The sequence below is a fragment of the Rhodococcus oxybenzonivorans genome, assembly GCF_003130705.1.
Lineage (GTDB): Bacteria > Actinomycetota > Actinomycetes > Mycobacteriales > Mycobacteriaceae > Rhodococcus_F > Rhodococcus_F oxybenzonivorans.
The window spans coordinates 2,379,592-2,394,755 of sequence record NZ_CP021354.1; the positions used below are offsets into that span (position 1 = coordinate 2,379,592).

General features: G+C 66.5%; 14 protein-coding genes. 8 read left to right on the forward strand and 6 right to left on the reverse strand.

What is annotated here, in order from left to right; genetic code table 11:
- The 6 genes from ectB to CBI38_RS11445 all read right to left on the reverse strand — a co-directional run bounded on the left by ectB (position 1) and on the right by CBI38_RS11445 (position 7,859).
- Positions 1-1,278 (reverse strand): diaminobutyrate--2-oxoglutarate transaminase, encoded by a 1,278-nt coding sequence (ectB, locus tag CBI38_RS11420; protein WP_109328928.1) that lies wholly within the window; start codon positions 1,276-1,278, stop codon positions 1-3.
- A gap of 27 nt (positions 1,279-1,305) precedes the next feature.
- Positions 1,306-1,818: a diaminobutyrate acetyltransferase gene (gene ectA / locus CBI38_RS11425; protein ID WP_109328930.1), complete on the reverse strand. Its 513-nt coding sequence runs from the start codon at positions 1,816-1,818 to the stop codon at positions 1,306-1,308.
- A gap of 189 nt (positions 1,819-2,007) precedes the next feature.
- Positions 2,008-4,107, reverse strand: a complete 2,100-nt coding sequence (locus CBI38_RS11430; RefSeq protein ID WP_109328932.1) for a RecQ family ATP-dependent DNA helicase — start codon at positions 4,105-4,107, stop codon at positions 2,008-2,010.
- Positions 4,108-4,165: 58 nt separating this feature from the next.
- A complete protein-coding gene (locus CBI38_RS11435) occupies positions 4,166-5,032 on the reverse strand; it encodes a ribokinase (protein ID WP_109328934.1) in 867 nt (288 codons plus the stop codon).
- Positions 5,033-5,042: 10 nt separating this feature from the next.
- Complete coding sequence (locus CBI38_RS11440; RefSeq protein WP_109328936.1) at positions 5,043-6,512, reverse strand: MFS transporter; 1,470 nt, start codon at positions 6,510-6,512, stop codon at positions 5,043-5,045.
- Positions 6,513-6,758: 246 nt separating this feature from the next.
- Positions 6,759-7,859 carry an NADH:flavin oxidoreductase/NADH oxidase gene (locus CBI38_RS11445; protein WP_109328938.1) on the reverse strand — a complete coding sequence of 367 codons (1,101 nt, stop codon included), beginning with the start codon at positions 7,857-7,859 and terminating at the stop codon, positions 6,759-6,761.
- Between the two features lie 114 nt (positions 7,860-7,973).
- Here CBI38_RS11445 and CBI38_RS11450 point away from each other — a divergent pair, with 114 nt between their 5' ends.
- From CBI38_RS11450 to CBI38_RS11485, 8 genes are read left to right on the forward strand one after another with little or no spacing between them, the layout of a single operon-like run.
- Complete coding sequence (locus CBI38_RS11450) at positions 7,974-9,251, forward strand: glutamate-5-semialdehyde dehydrogenase (RefSeq protein ID WP_109328940.1); 1,278 nt, start codon at positions 7,974-7,976, stop codon at positions 9,249-9,251.
- 19 nt (positions 9,252-9,270) lie between these two features.
- Complete coding sequence (locus tag CBI38_RS11455) at positions 9,271-10,212, forward strand: AAA family ATPase (RefSeq protein WP_204164910.1); 942 nt, start codon at positions 9,271-9,273, stop codon at positions 10,210-10,212.
- A gap of 8 nt (positions 10,213-10,220) precedes the next feature.
- Positions 10,221-11,681 carry a vWA domain-containing protein gene (locus CBI38_RS11460; RefSeq protein WP_109328943.1) on the forward strand — a complete coding sequence of 487 codons (1,461 nt, stop codon included), beginning with the start codon at positions 10,221-10,223 and terminating at the stop codon, positions 11,679-11,681.
- Positions 11,682-11,700: 19 nt separating this feature from the next.
- Positions 11,701-12,396, forward strand: coding sequence for a nicotinate-nucleotide adenylyltransferase (gene nadD / locus CBI38_RS11465; RefSeq protein WP_109328945.1), 696 nt, complete (start codon positions 11,701-11,703; stop codon positions 12,394-12,396).
- 30 nt (positions 12,397-12,426) lie between these two features.
- Entirely contained in the window at positions 12,427-12,852 is a 426-nt protein-coding gene (rsfS, locus tag CBI38_RS11470) for a ribosome silencing factor (RefSeq protein ID WP_109328947.1), read from the forward strand.
- Entirely contained in the window at positions 12,849-13,508 is a 660-nt protein-coding gene (locus tag CBI38_RS11475; protein ID WP_109328949.1) for a histidine phosphatase family protein, read from the forward strand. The genes rsfS and CBI38_RS11475 overlap by 4 nt, the downstream gene beginning before the upstream one ends.
- Entirely contained in the window at positions 13,495-14,292 is a 798-nt protein-coding gene (gene octT / locus CBI38_RS11480; protein WP_230990152.1) for a diglucosylglycerate octanoyltransferase, read from the forward strand. The genes CBI38_RS11475 and octT overlap by 14 nt, the downstream gene beginning before the upstream one ends.
- Before the next feature lie 4 nt (positions 14,293-14,296).
- Positions 14,297-15,163, forward strand: a complete 867-nt coding sequence (locus CBI38_RS11485) for a DegV family protein (protein ID WP_109328951.1) — start codon at positions 14,297-14,299, stop codon at positions 15,161-15,163.
- The last annotated feature ends 1 nt before the right edge of the window (position 15,164 follow it).

Here is a 15,164-nt window from a genome sequence, read left to right on the forward strand (position 1 = left end):
CTAGCTGCAAACCTTGCCGGTCGCCTCGGCGAGAATGCCGAGTCCGTGGTCGAGTTCCTCGTCGGTGATGGTGAGCGCCGGTAGCAGCTTGACCACCTCGTCGGAAGGTCCGGAGGTTTCGGCGAGCAGTCCCTCGTCGAAGGCGAGTTTGCAGACCTTGCCCGCATTTTCGGGCTCGTCGAAGACGAGACCCTGAACGAGGCCTCGACCGCGGGTGAAGACCTTGCCCTCGAACTGGTTGGACAGTGCGGTGAACGCCTGATGAATCTTCTCGCCCTTGGCCAGCGTCGACTGATGCAGGGCGTCGTCGGACCAGTACTGGTCCAAGGCCACTTTGGAGGTGACGAATGCGGGATTGTTGCCACGGAACGTGCCGTTGTGCTCGCCCGGACCCCACACGTCGAGTTCGCGTTTGAACAGCGTGAGCGCCATGGGGAGCCCGTAACCGCTGATCGACTTCGACAGGCAGACGATGTCGGGGGTGATCCCGGCGATCTCGAAGGAGAAGAACGGGCCGGTGCGTCCGCAACCCATCTGAACGTCGTCGACGATCAGCAGGATGTCACGCTCGGCGCACAGCTCCGCCAAGGCGCGGAGCCACTCGGCCCGAGCAACGTTGACGCCACCTTCGCCCTGAACGGTTTCGACGATCACGGCGGCCGGACGGTTCAGGCCACTGCCCGAGTCGTCGAGGACCCGGGAGAACCAGTGGAAGTCCTCGGTGACCCCGTCGAAGTAGTTGTCGAACGGCATCGGAGTGGCGTGCACCAGCGGGATGCCGGCCCCGGCACGTTTCATCGAGTTACCGGTGACCGAGAGCGCGCCGAGCGTCATGCCGTGGAACGCGTTGGTGAAGTTGATGATCGACGAACGGCCCGTGACCTTACGGGCAAGCTTCAGCGCGGCCTCGACGGTATTGGTGCCGGTGGGCCCGGGGAACTGGACTTTGTAGTCGAGGCCCCGCGGCTTCAGGATCTTGTCCTCGAAGGTCTCGAGCAGTTCGCGTTTCGCGACGGTCGACATGTCGAGACCGTGAGTGATTCCGTCACCGACGATGTAGTCGACGAGTGCCGATTTGAGCACCGGGTTGTTGTGCCCGTAGTTGAGCGAGCCGGCGCCGGCGAAGAAGTCGAGGTAGTCCTTGCCGTTCTCGTCGCGAATCCACGATCCGGACGCCGTTTCGAAAACGGTCGGCCACCCGCGGCTGTAACTGCGAACCTCGGATTCGAGGCTCTCGAAGATATCGGTATGAGCGTTAGTCGTACTGGTGTCAGTCATGTTGCTGCATTCCTCCGGGGCATGCTCTTAGCCGATCGTGTACAGATCTTCGGCTTCGTGTCCATCGGGAAAATCGTTGGGCGAGAATAACGTCTGCTTGGTGATCGCCGTATCTCGGCGACGCGCCAATGCGGTGAACAGCGCGATCGATGCCTCGTTGTCGGGGCTGATCGTCGTCTCGAGATGGGTGATCCCTTCAGGCGCAAGACGATCGAGCAAGGCGCCCAGCATGCGTCCGGCAATTCCCTTGCCACGCTGGTCTGCGTCTACGGCGACCTGCCAGACAAACAGTGTCGCCGGGGATTCGGGGCGGATGTAGCCCGAAACGAATCCCACTGCTCGTTCGTCGACCACTGCGACGATCGACGTGCGGCTGAAATCTCTGCACCACAACAGGTAGGCATAACTCGAGTTGAGGTCGAGCACTTCCGTGTTCCTGGCGATCTCCCAGAGCCGGACTCCATCAGAGATCTGTGGACTTCGAAACAACACCGCGTCCGGCGCGGTGGTCGGGATGGCACTCTTCTGAACAGGCGTCATTGGAAAAACCAACCTAACAACCATCTATGCCGATTTCACGTGCGTCGCGAAATTGGCCCGTCCGGGCACAGAGCCTTCGCAGGTGAGACGGGCAATGTGACGCTGATCACGTTATGTAACTTTTCGGTGATCCGCAAGCGACACACTTGTCCTTTTCGAGATCTCGTGGCAGTCGACAGCCCTGGGGAGTCACTTCACGGCTGCCAGGGCGAAAGGCAGCACCGAGGTGGCGCCCGCCGCCCGCAGCGTGCGGGCAGCCATCGTCAGGGTCCAGCCGGTATCGGTGAGGGTGTCGACGAGCAGAACAGGCCCCGTGGAACCCGGAAGTTGAGGGGTTTCCCACGCGTCTGCCAGACCGGCCACCCGGTAGGCGGAGTTGGCCGCAGAGACCGGCGGATGGCCGGGTCGTTGCCTCAGGACTCCCAGGTGCTCGAGCCGTCCGATCTGGGCGAGCCGCTCCGCCAAGGAGGCCGCGAGAAGGGGATGGGTGGTCGATTCGACGGCCATGACGGCGGTGGGCCGCTGCGTCCAGTCCCACGATGCCAGCACGGCGATGCAGGCCTGCAAGACGTTCTCCGGTGCCGGACCGTCCGGTCCGTCCATCAGAGTGCGCAGTCGTTGTCCCCAGCCGAGGTCGGACAATCGGCCGAGGACACGACCCGGTTCCGGACCGTCCGTAATTTTCCCCGACAGCGCGACACCGAGCTTTCTGAGCCCCGAAGGCCACTGTTTCCGAGGCGCGAGGTCGATGCCCGGCCTCTCCAGCCGCGATCGGGTCTGAGCCACGGCGTCTGCATCCACAGCGGTGTCGTAGTGCTCGCCTGTGCAGTTGTCGCACCGACCGCAGTCGGACGCCCCCGCTACCAGTCCCGGGTCGTCGAGCTGCTCCCTCAGAAACGCCATCCGGCACGTGGTGATGCGTTGATAGTCGAGCATGGCCTGCTGCTCGGACTCACGGGCCCGTTCGAGACGTTCGTAGCGTTCGGCGTCGTAGGTCCATGGCTGCCCGGTTCCCACCCAGCCCCCACGGACCCGGCGAACCGCACCGTCGACATCGAGAACCTTCAACACCATCTCGAGCCGCGTCCGCCCCAGTTCCACCAGCGGCTCCAGGGCCTGTGTGGACTGCGGCCGGTCGGGGTCGAGAACCTCGATGACCCGCCGCACCATGTGCTCACGGGGAAACGCCACCGATGCGAAATAGCTCCAGATCTGCCGGTCTTCCGAGCCGGGGAGCAAGATCACTTCAGCGCGATCCGTGGAACGCCCCGCACGGCCCACCTGCTGATAGTACGAGATCGGGGACGACGGCGCACCGAGGTGCACCACGAATCCGAGGTCAGGCTTGTCGAAGCCCATGCCGAGCGCCGACGTAGCCACCAGGGCTTTCACGCGGTTGTCGAGTAGATCCTGCTCGAGGCCTTCCCGTTCGCCGGCATCCGTTTGTCCCGTATAGGCGGCGACGGTGTGCCCCTGCTCGGTGAGCAAGCTCGCCAGATCTCGTGCCGCCGACACCGTCAACGCATAGATGATCCCCGACCCGGGCAGGCTGTCGAGCTTCTGGGCGAGCCACGCGGCGCGGGCCGTGGCCTCAGGAATCTGCACCACCGACAGATGCAGCGATTCGCGTTCGAGCCCGCCGCGCAACACCAGCGTTTCGCCGCCGCCCACCCCGAGCTGGGTCGAGACATCGGTGACCACGCGGTCGTTTGCGGTGGCCGTGGTCGCAAGCACGGGAATACCCTGCCCGAGCTCGCCGATCAGCGTGCGGATGCGCCGATAGTCCGGGCGGAAGTCGTGGCCCCAGTCCGAGACGCAATGGGCTTCGTCGACGACGACCAGGCCGGCGTCGGCGGCGAGGGAAGGAAGAACCTGGTCGCGGAAGTCGGGGTTGTTCAGGCGTTCCGGGCTGACCAACAAGACATCCAGCTCTTGTGCCGCGACACGGGCGTGAATTTCGTCCCACTCCGTGACGTTGCCCGAGTTGATCGTGGCGGCCCGGACTCCCGCCCGTTCTGCCGACGCCACCTGATTCCGCATGAGGGCCAGAAGCGGCGACACGATGACGGTCGGCCCGTGCCCGTCGGCCCGCAACAGCTTGGCCGCGATGAAGTAGACAGCTGATTTACCCCACCCGGTCCGTTGGACGACGAGCGCGCGTCGCCGCCCCACGACGAGCGCCTCGATGGCAGTCCACTGGTCGTCCCGCAGCTGCGCTTCGGGTCCTGCCAGCTCTCGGAGCAGGCGTTCGGCCTCGTCGCGGAGTGCGGGCGTGGTGGCGGTGGTCATGTCCCCATGGTGCACGACTGCTGTGACACTCCACCTGCGGAGCGGGGGAACGGCCTGCTCAGCGGTGCAGAGCGGTCTCGATGGCGGTGTGGGTGGGGGAGGATGTCGAGGCTCCACGCCGGGTGGTCGCGAGTGCGCCTGCCGCGGTCGCGAACGGCAGTGCGGTCTCGGGGCCGCGCATCCACGACACCGCCAGAGCGCCTGCGAACGCGTCACCGGCACCCGTCGTGTCGACTACCTCGACCGAGGGGGCGTCGGCATGTACGGCGGCGCCGCCCGGGTTCGTGTACTCGGCGCCGGATCCGCCGAGCGTGGTCACCAGATGGGGGACGGCGGAAATCACGTCGGGCCCGAGTTGCGCGGCTTCTGTCTCGTTGACCACCAGCACATCGACGAGTGCTACGAGTTCTCGGGGAAGCGGCTGAGCAGGTGAGGGATTGAGCATCACCACCGTGTCGTGTTCGGCGGCGTGCGCGACTGCGGCGAGCACGGTCGCGACCGGTATCTCGAGTTGGCAGAGGAGCACGTCGGCGGCAGCGATGGCCTCGAGATCTGCCGGTTCGAGAGCAGTCAGAGTGCTGTTGGCGCCCGGGACCACCACGATGCTGTTCTGTCCGGCGGCGTCGACGGTGATGGTCGCGATTCCACTCGGCCCGTCGACCTCGCGCAGGTGGGTGGTGTCGACCTCGGCCTCGACGAGGGTTTGGCGCAGTTCGAGGGCGAACGTATCGGATCCGACGGCGCCGATGAACGTGACCCGTCCCCCTGCCCGCGCCGCGGCGATGGCCTGGTTCGCGCCTTTGCCGCCGGGGGTGGCGGCAAAGGCGCTGCCAAGGATGCTCTCGCCGGGGGCGGGTAATCGTTCGGTCGCCGTCAGCAGATCCATGTTGACGCTGCCGACCACGGCGATCCTGGGAGCGGACATGATGGAAACACTATCCCGCGTCGACGGCGTCCGCCTCGTGCTCGGACCTCGGTGACTCGCCGGCCTTCGTCCGCCGCAACCGGCCGAGGACACGACGAGCTTCCGCCTCCGTGGCGACGGCAGGCGGCGATCCCTCGAGCGGCTTGCGGGCGGTCTCGGAGATGAGGAGTACCGCGATGGCCCCGATCACTGCGGCCACCATCATGTACATCGGAGCGACGAGATCGCTGCCGGTCGCGTCCTGCAGGGCGGTCAGCACCAGAGGCGTGGTACCCCCGAAGATCGAGACGGCGAGGTTGTATCCGATCGCGAGGCCGCCGTAGCGGATTCCCGTCGGGAAGAGAGCAGGAAGGACCGAAGGGAAGACGCCGACGAACAGCAGCAGTAGTCCGCCGAGCATCGCGAGGCCGACGAAGACGGTGACGTAGTGCCCGACGCCGATCAGCAGGTACGCGGGCAGCGACAGCGCGAAGAAGCCGACGAAACCGGTCAGCAGCAACGGTTTACGACCCACCCGGTCGGACAGCTTTCCGACGAAGCTGATGCACACCATCATGATGAGCATCACGATGATCATGAGGACGAGGCCGTGCGACTCGTCGTAGCCGAGCGTGTTCGACAGGTACGTCGGCATGTAGCTGAGCAGACCGTAGTGCGCGATGTTGTAGGCGGCGACGAGGATGACGCACAGTACGAGGGGTCGCCAATTGTCGACCAGTGTCTCGCGCAACTTTCGGCCGGTGGATTCTTCTGCGAGAGAACGTTCCTCAGCCTGCTGTTGCTGCTGGAAGGCCGGCGTCTCTTCCAGCCGCAGACGCAGGTAGAGGCCGATGAGTCCCAGGGGACCGGCGAGCAGGAACGGGATTCGCCATGCCCAGTCGACCAGAGCGTCGGCACTGACAGCGCTGCTGATGACGGTGACGAGCCCCGCCGCCGCGACATACCCGGCCAACGTGCCGAATTCGAGGAAACTCGCGAAGAAGCCGCGACGCTTGTCGGGCGCGTACTCGGCGACGAACGTACTGGCGCCACCGTATTCGCCGCCGGTCGAAAATCCCTGTACGAGGCGAAAGAGCACGAGAAGGATCGGTGCCAGGATGCCGACCGATTCGTAGCTCGGGATCACGCCGATCGCGAAAGTGCTTCCCGCCATGAGGATGATGGTGGTGGCAAGCACCTTCTTGCGGCCGATACGGTCGCCGAGCGGGCCGAAGAAGAAACCGCCGAGCGGCCGGACGATGAAGGCTGCAGCGAAGATTGCGAACGTCGACAGTAGCTGCGCCGTGCCGCTGGCCTCGGGAAAGAACACCTGGCCGATGGTGGTCGCGAGGTAGGCGTAGACGCCGAAGTCGAACCATTCCATGGCGTTGCCGAGCATGGTCGCTTTGACGGCCCGCGAGACCGAGGCCTCGTCGATGACGGTGACGTCGGGTGACTGCGCCACCTCGTCCGCAGTGATGGAGTGATCTGGTGCATTCATGAGTCGTGCGCTCCCCAGCGCCGGTATCACCCACGCGGGGCACGTACCTGATGCACGCATCTTTTCGTCGCCCGCCGGGTGAAGTGCTGGTTCGGGTCTCCTGGCCACGGGCCCTTCGGCGCGATGCGGCCCCCGCCGATCGGCTCTGGCTCGTGGCTGGTCCCGCCCCACCGTCCGGGGTGCGGGACTACCAGCTGTAAGAGTGATTACCGTAGCAAAGGATGCGGGGGCTTGTCGGTCCGAGTCTCAGTACGCCCGGGCGTACTGCGCCGGAATCTGCGGCGTCACCTGCGCATTCAATGCCAGTGCGGCTTTTCGCGGCCAATACGGGTCGCGCAGCAGTTCGCGCCCGAGGAACACGGCGACGGCTTCTCCCGACTCCACGATCCGCTCGGCCTGCCCCGGCTCGGTGATGAGCCCGACGGCGGCGGCCGGGACCGTGGTCTCGTTCTGGATGCGACGGGCGAACGGGACCTGGTAGCCGGGCCCGACCGGGATCCGGGCGGACGCGACGCCACCGCTGGAGACGTCGACGAGGTCGACGCCGAGGTCCGCGAGGGCCTCCACGAGGGACACGGTCTGATCCGGCGTCCAGCTGTCCGCGTCGAGGCCGGGCTCCTCCGAGAGCCAGTCGGTTGCCGAGACCCGGACGAAGACGGGCAACTCGGCCGGCCAGACCCCGCGTACCGCGTCGACTACCTCGAGCAGCAGGCGAATGCGGCGCGCGAAGCTGCCGCCGTACTCGTCGGTGCGGTGATTGCTGACCGGTGAGAGGAACTGGTGCAGCAGATAGCCGTGTGCCGCATGGATTTCCACCACCTTGAAACCGGCCCGCGACGCCCGCTCGGCGGCGGCGGCGAAATCGGCGACCACCTTCCGGATGTCGGCGGACGTCGCCGCGGCCGGCGGGGTGTGGTCGCCGAAACCGATCGCGCTCGGCGCCACCGTCTGCCAGGACAGCCGATCGTCGCCGTCGAGGCTTCCGCCCCCGCGCCACGGGACATGCGCGGAGCCCTTGCGCCCGGCGTGACCGAGCTGGATGCCCGGGACGGCGCCGAAGTACTCGAGCTGTGCGTTGATCTCCGCGAATGCCTCGGCCTGGGTGTCGTTCCAGATGCCGAGGTCGGCGGGGCTGATGCGGCCCTCCGGGCTGACGGCCGTCGCTTCGGTGAGGATCAGGCCGGCACCGCCGATGGCGCGCGTCACGAGGTGCGTCCGGTGCCAGTCATTGGGAACTCCCACATCGCGGCCCGTCACGTCGGCCGAGTACTGGCACATCGGCGCCATCCACACCCGATTGGGGACGGTGACTCCGCGGAAGGTGATGGGTTCGAACAACACGCTCACTACAGCACTCCTGCCTCTGATGGTCTCGACCAGTCGCAACCTGCGCGGGGGACGAAATCATTCCCGGTCGTTCCCGCGCCGCGCTGCACAGACCCCGGTATATAGGCTGTCTTCATGACTGCAGTGACCTCCACCGCGTCGACCGGTGCCGTGGACACCCGTGAGGCCGTTCACGCGGCGGCTCGTCGTGCCCGCACCGCGTCGCGGGTCCTTGCTCTGCTCACCACCGCGCAGAAAGACGCGGTCCTGCATGCCGCGGCCGATGCGGTGCTGGCCGCTACGGCTGACGTCCTTGCCGCCAACGCGGCCGACATCGAGTCGGCCCGGGCGTCCGGCACCGAGGAATCCATTCTCGACCGGCTCCGGCTGACCGAGGCTCGGATCGAGGGAATCGCCGCCGGACTCCGTCAAGTAGCCGGTCTGCCCGACCCGATCGGTGAAGTGGTGCGCGGATCCACACTGCCCAATGGGCTCGAACTGCGACAGCTCCGAGTGCCGCTGGGTGTGGTGGGCATGGTGTACGAGGCCCGTCCCAACGTCACCGTGGACGCGTTCGGCCTGGCCCTGAAGTCGGGAAACGCTGCGCTCTTGCGTGGATCCTCGTCCGCGGCGAAGTCGAATGCGGCGCTGGTCGTCGCCTTGCGCGCCGCGCTGGCTGCGCAGGATCTGCCGGAAGACGCGGTGCAATTACTGCCCACCGAGGACCGCTCGAGTGTCACCCATCTCATCCAGGCGCGCGGTTTGGTCGACGTCGTCATCCCTCGGGGCGGCGCCGGACTGATCAGCGCCGTCGTGCGAGACGCCTCCGTCCCCACCATCGAGACGGGCGTGGGTAACTGCCACGTCTACATCCATTCCGCCGCGGACCTGGAGATGGCCGAACGAATCCTACTCAACTCGAAGACGCGGCGGCCGAGCGTCTGTAATACCGCGGAGACGGTTCTGGTCGACGCCGGCATTGCCGACGTCGCCGTCCCGAAGCTCCTGCAGGCGCTGCAGACGCACAGTGTCACCGTCCACGGAGATCTTCCCGGCATGGTGCCCGCCACCGAGACGGACTGGTCGGACGAATATCTCACCCTCGATGTGGCGCTGAAGGTCGTCGACGATCTCGATGCCGCGGTAGAGCACATCGATCGATATGGAACCGGTCACACCGAGGCCATCGTGACCGCCGACCTGTCGGCCGCGCGCGAGTTCACCGCCCGCGTCGATGCCGCCGCCGTCATGGTCAACGCGTCCACCGCCTTCACCGACGGCGAGCAGTTCGGGTTCGGCGCCGAGATCGGGATCTCCACCCAGAAGCTCCACGCCCGCGGTCCGATGGGGCTGCCGGAGCTCACCTCCACGAAGTGGATCGTGTGGGGGGACGGGCACACGCGTCCGGCCTAGCGCCACAGTTCGACCACCAATGTCCGCAAGCCCATCGAAAGGAGCGAGCGTGGATCGCGCACTACCCACCACGACGCCGTTGTTCGCGAGCGTCGACGACGTGATCGCCCGGCTCGCCGAAACCGGCTACCTGGCAGACAAGGGCACCGCGACCGCGGTGTTTCTCGCCGACCGGCTCGGTAAGCCCCTGCTCATCGAGGGACCGGCGGGTGTCGGCAAGACCGAGCTGGCCCGAGCCGTCGCGCAGACCACCGACGCCGAACTGGTGCGGTTGCAGTGCTATGAGGGCGTCGACGAGGCTCGCGCGCTCTACGAGTGGAACCACGCGAAGCAGATCCTGCGCATCCAGGCCGGGGCGAGCGCAGCGACGGGGAATCTTCACGGCCGCGACAGCAGCTGGGACTCCACCAAGGCGGATGTCTTCTCGGAGGAGTTCCTGCTGTCGCGTCCGCTGCTGACCGCGATCCGGCGCGAGGATCCGACGGTGCTGCTCATCGACGAGACCGACAAGGCGGACGTCGAGATCGAGGGCCTGCTCCTCGAGGTGCTGAGCGATTTCGCGGTCACCGTTCCCGAGCTGGGAACGATTACGGCCGTCCGGAAGCCGTTCGTGCTCCTCACCTCCAACGCCACCCGTGAGTTGTCCGAGGCGCTCAAGCGTCGCTGCCTCTTCCTCCACCTCGACTTCCCGGATGCCGAACTCGAACGCAAGATTCTGGCGAGTCGAGTCCCGGAGCTTCCGGAAGCGATCGCCGAGCAGTTGGTGGCGACCATCCGGGTGCTGCGCGGAATGCAGTTGAAGAAACTGCCCTCGGTAGCCGAGACGATCGACTGGGGCCGCACGCTCCTCGCACTCGGGTTGGACACCCTCGACGACGACGCCGTGCGGGCCACCCTGGGCGTGGTCCTCAAACACCAATCCGACCAGCAGCGCGCCGCTGCCGAACTGCGACTGAACTGAGGGTTCCCATGGCTGCAGGTGGTCCTCCCACGTCCCGGTCGGCAACATCAGGGCCCGCCGCGCCGCACGGGTTACCCGGCCACCTGGTCGACTTCGTCGAGGCGTTGCGGCGACGCGGCATCATGGTGGGCCCCTCGGAGACCGTCGATGCCGGGCAGGTCATGTCCGTCCTCGACCTCCTCGACCGCGAGGCACTCCGAGAGGGACTGGCGTGCGCCCTGCTGCGCCGTCCCACTCACCGCTCCACGTTCGACGCTCTTTTCGATCTGTGGTTCCCCGCGGCCGTCGGGAATCGGTCGAGCGGGGCCGTTGACACCAGGCTTCCGCGAACCGAGAAGGGCGACATCGATTACGACGCCCTGCGTGAGTTGATCGTCGAGCTCCTCGCCGACGGGTCGCCCGAAGCGCTCGAACTCACCGAACTCCTGACCGCGCAGATGGTCGAAGAACTCGGGCAGTACCAGTCGGCGAACGGGCCGTCGTTCTCGGCCTACCAGGCGTTGCGGGATGTGGCGCCCGAGACGCTGCTGAAGAAGATTCTCGACGGTCTGCTGGGCAATCAGCAGGACGGCGAAGCCCGAATGACGGAAAGTTACGAATCCGAGGTGGCCAAGCGCACCGCGGCGCAGCGGATCGCCGACTTCCGCAAGATGGTCGAGAAGGAGACGCGTCGGCGGTCGGCCGAGAACCTGGGCAAGGAGCGGGTGGCGTCGTACGGCGTGCCGAGGCTGGCCGAGGAAGTGGACTTCCTGCGCGCGTCGGACTCCGAGCTGACCGCTCTCAAACGTAACGTCACCCCGCTCGCCAGACTGCTGGCCAGCCGGCTCGCGGTGCGCCGCAGTCGTCATCGCGCCGGGTCGATCGATCTTCGGCGGACCCTGCGCAAGTCGATGTCCACCGGGGGAGTGCCCATCGATCTCGTCCAGCGCAAGCCGAGACGCGCACGCCCGGAACTGGTGGTGATGTGCGACGTGTCGGGTTCGGTGGCGGGGTTCAGCCACTTCACATTGCTGCTCGTCCATGCGTTGCGGGAGCAGTTCTCGCGGGTGCGGGTGTTCGCTTTCATCGACACCACCGACGAAGTCACCCGATTCTTCGACACCGGCGCAGACCTCGGGAACGCGATGTCGCGGATGATCCGCGAGGCCGACCTCGTCAGCTACGACGGGCACTCCGACTACGGCAACGCATTCGGTGTGTTCGCGGAGCGGTTCACCTCGAGCATTACCTCACGCACCTCACTGCTCGTCCTCGGGGACGGCCGCAACAACTATCGCGACCCCAATCTGGAGGCGCTGGCGCGTCTGGTGTCGGTGGCCAAGCATGCGCACTGGCTCAACCCCGAGCCACGCGGACAGTGGGGTTCCGGGGATTCGGCCGCCAAGGTGTACAACGAGGTCATCAGCATGCACGAGTGCCGCTCCGCGCAGCAGCTCGCGTCGGTGGTCGCCGGGTTGCTCCCGGTATGACCACGTAAGCTCGGCACTCGTGGAACAGGGAACAACGGGCGCACGTCGGCGCCGTCTCGGGGTCATGGGCGGCACCTTCGACCCCATTCACCACGGTCACCTGGTGGCCGCCAGTGAAGTCGCCGACCGGTTCGGCCTCGACGAGGTGATCTTCGTCCCCACCGGCAGGCCCTGGCAGAAGCAGGGGAAAGTGGTCAGCCCCGCGGAAGACCGGTACTTGATGACGGTCATCGCCACTGCATCGAACCCACGGTTCTCGGTGAGCCGGGTGGACGTCGACCGCCGGAAGGTCACCTACACCGTCGACACTCTGCGCGATCTCCGCAGCTTCCATCCCGACGCCGAGCTGTACTTCATTACCGGTGCCGATGCCCTGGCGAGTATTCTGTCGTGGCAGGACTGGGAGGAACTGTTCTCACTGGCGAAATTTGTGGGAGTGTCGCGCCCGGGATTCGATCTCAATACCGAACATCTGGCCGCACATCTCGACGCGCTGCCGGAGGACGCGGTCACGTTGATCGAGATACCGGCGCTGGCGATCTCCTCGACGGAATGTCGGCGGCGCGCCAGCCGGCACCGGCCTGTGTGGTATCTGGTGCCGGACGGCGTGGTCCAGTACATCTCGAAGCGGAACCTGTATCGGCCGCCGGACGCCGAGCGCCTGGACGGCGCGACGACGATGTCCGAACCGGCCCCCGGCAAGACCAAGAGCTAGCACTTTTTTCTACGAACTGGAGAACATCGAGTGAGCGCAACGACCGAAGCCATTGCGATGGCACGCATCGCGGCAGTGGCGGCCGACGAGAAGCTGGCCTCCGATGTGGTGGTGCTCGATGTTTCCGAGCAGCTGGTCATCACCGACTGCTTCGTCATCGCGTCGGCGCCCAACGAGCGCCAGGTGAACGCGATAGTCGAGAACATCGAGGAACGTCTGCGTGAGGCCGGTCACAAGCCGGTGCGCCGTGAAGGCACCCGGGAGGGTCGGTGGGCGCTGCTGGACTTCGTGGACGTCGTCATCCATGTGCAGCACAACGAGGAACGTAACTTCTACGCACTCGAGCGGCTCTGGAAGGACTGCCCCACCGTCCCGGTCGACGGGATCGGCCTGCACGCCCCCGCGACCAACGGTGCCGATCCCGGCTCCGCGAACAGTGAGGAATCCGAGCAGTGACGGACGCTCCGCGCGCCCCGCGACGGCTCATTCTGCTGAGGCACGGCCAAACCGAGTACAACGCCGGAAACCGCATGCAGGGTCAGCTCGACACCGACCTGTCCGAACTCGGCCGGAGGCAGGCCCGCGCCGCTGCCGCCGTCCTCGTCGGTCGCTCACCGATCTCTATCGTGTCCTCGGACCTGCGGCGTGCGTACGACACGGCGGTGGAGATCGGCGACAACGCCGGACTGCCGGTGCAGATCGACGAGCGCCTGCGGGAAACCCATCTCGGTGAATGGCAGGGGCTGACTCACCTCGACGTCGACGCGCGGGCACCGGGTGCTCGCGCGGCGTGGCGTAGTGACGCGACGTGGGCACCGCCCGGCGGAGAGAGCCGCGTCGATGTCGCGCGCCGCAGCACGCCGGTGGTGGCCGAGCTTCTCGAGAAGTACGAGGATTGGGCCGAACAGCCCGTCGTCCTGGTCGCCCACGGCGGATTGATTGCTGCACTCACCGCGGCGCTTCTCGATCTTCCTGTCAGTCATTGGCCGGTGCTCGGTGGTCTCGGTAACACCAGCTGGGTTCAGCTCAGTGCGCACGGAAACTCCGACTCGCCGAGCTGGCGCCTGGACGTCTGGAACGCATCCGCGAGCGTGGCAAGTGACGTCCTCTGACTTGGAGGCCGGTTCCGGAGAGCGGCCGGTCCTTCTCGTGCTCGCCGATTCACTGTCCTACTACGGGCCCAAGGGCGGCTTGCCGTCCAACCATCCCGATATCTGGCCCAACATCGTTGCGCGCGAGTTGGAGTGGGACGTAGAGCTCGTTGCGCGGATCGGTTGGACCAGCCGTGACGTCTGGTGGGCGCTGACCCAGGACCCCCGCGTGTGGTCGGCCGTCCCCCGGGCGGGTGCTGTGGTGTTCGCGGTCGGGGGAATGGATTCGCTCCCGTCCCCGCTGCCCACCGCGCTGCGGGAGCAGCTCCGCTACATTCGCCCGCCCGCGCTGCGGCGGGTCGTGCGTACTGCCTACCAATGGTTGCAGCCGCGGCTGTCTCCACTCGGATGGCCGGTCGCCTTGCCCCCGAAGTTGAGCGTCGAGTACCTCGAAAGCTCCCGGGCGGCGCTCGAATACATGCGACCGGAACTGCCCGTCGTCGGCACTCTCCCATCCGTCCACCGCAGTGAGGCCTACGGCAAGGTGCACTCCGGCCGGCCGGGTGCTGTCGCGGCCATCACGGCGTGGGCGCAGGACAAGAACGTTCCGCTCGTCGACCTCGCGGAGGCCGTGCGAGCCGACATCTTCGGTGGCCGAGGAAATCCGGACGGAATCCACTGGGGCTGGGACGGTCACGCCGAGGTAGCGGCGGCCATGCTGACCGCTCTTCGTGCCACCGGAGCGGCACCCCCGCTGGGTGCAGACGTCACTGCCGCGGACGCGGTGTCGAGCAGGGCCGAGTAGTCCCATGCCCGTTGTCGTTGTCACCGATTCCTCGGCCTCGCTCGTCCCCGAGGTCGTCGAGGAGCAAGCAATCCAGGTCGTGCCCCTTCATGTTCTCAGCGGCGACGAGGACTTTCGCGAGGGAATCGACGTCATTCCGGAGGACCTCGCCGGCGTCACCACCGCGGGTGCCTCGCCCGGCGAGCTGTCCGAGGCCTACGCGGCGGCGTGGGAAGCGAGCGAGGGCGCCGGCGTGGTCGCCGTGCACATTTCCCGCCAGTTGTCGGGAACCTGGGAGGCCGGACGACAGGCGGCGCAGGAGTTCGACGGTCGCGTGCGCATCGTCGATTCCCAGTCGGCCGGAATGGGTTTGGGATACCCTGTGCTGGAAGCAGCACGGCTGGCGAAGAGTGGTGCCGACCTCGAGACGGTGTACCGGCGGGCTGTCGACGTAGCGGGTCGCAGCCGTTGCCTGATTGTCGTGGACCGGCTCGATCAGTTGCGCCGCGGCGGGCGGATCGGCGCGGCGGCCGCGTTGCTCGGCACCGCGCTGGCGATGAAACCGGTGCTTCATCTCGTCGATGGACGACTCGTCCTGAAGGAGAAAACCCGGACCTCCACCAAGGCGATGGCGAAGATGATCGATTCCGCCGTCGAGCTGGCAGGGGTGGACAGAACCTCGGTGGCTGTGCATCACATGCATGCACCCGACCGGGCCGAGTCGGTGGCGCAGCGGCTGAAAGAACGGATTCCGCAGGTCAGCGACCTCGTCGTCACTGATTTCAGTTCGGTGATCGGGGTCCACGTGGGGGCAGGCGCTATCGGCGTCGTTCTCTGCCCAGAGCCCGCCGAGGGTTATGCAGACGCCGATTCATCCACAACCTCGAGCTGAT

Coding starts and splice junctions, on each gene's coding strand:
- CBI38_RS11485 (WP_109328951.1), top strand. CDS start 14,297: ATGCCCGTTGTCGTTGTCACCGATTCCTCGGCCTCGCTCGTCCCCGAG.
- ectB (WP_109328928.1), bottom strand. CDS start 1,278: ATGACTGACACCAGTACGACTAACGCTCATACCGATATCTTCGAGAGC.
- CBI38_RS11455 (WP_204164910.1), top strand. CDS start 9,271: ATGTCCGCAAGCCCATCGAAAGGAGCGAGCGTGGATCGCGCACTACCC.
- CBI38_RS11430 (WP_109328932.1), bottom strand. CDS start 4,107: ATGACCACCGCCACCACGCCCGCACTCCGCGACGAGGCCGAACGCCTG.
- CBI38_RS11450 (WP_109328940.1), top strand. CDS start 7,974: ATGACTGCAGTGACCTCCACCGCGTCGACCGGTGCCGTGGACACCCGT.
- CBI38_RS11460 (WP_109328943.1), top strand. CDS start 10,221: ATGGCTGCAGGTGGTCCTCCCACGTCCCGGTCGGCAACATCAGGGCCC.
- CBI38_RS11440 (WP_109328936.1), bottom strand. CDS start 6,512: ATGAATGCACCAGATCACTCCATCACTGCGGACGAGGTGGCGCAGTCA.
- ectA (WP_109328930.1), bottom strand. CDS start 1,818: ATGACGCCTGTTCAGAAGAGTGCCATCCCGACCACCGCGCCGGACGCG.
- CBI38_RS11435 (WP_109328934.1), bottom strand. CDS start 5,032: ATGTCCGCTCCCAGGATCGCCGTGGTCGGCAGCGTCAACATGGATCTG.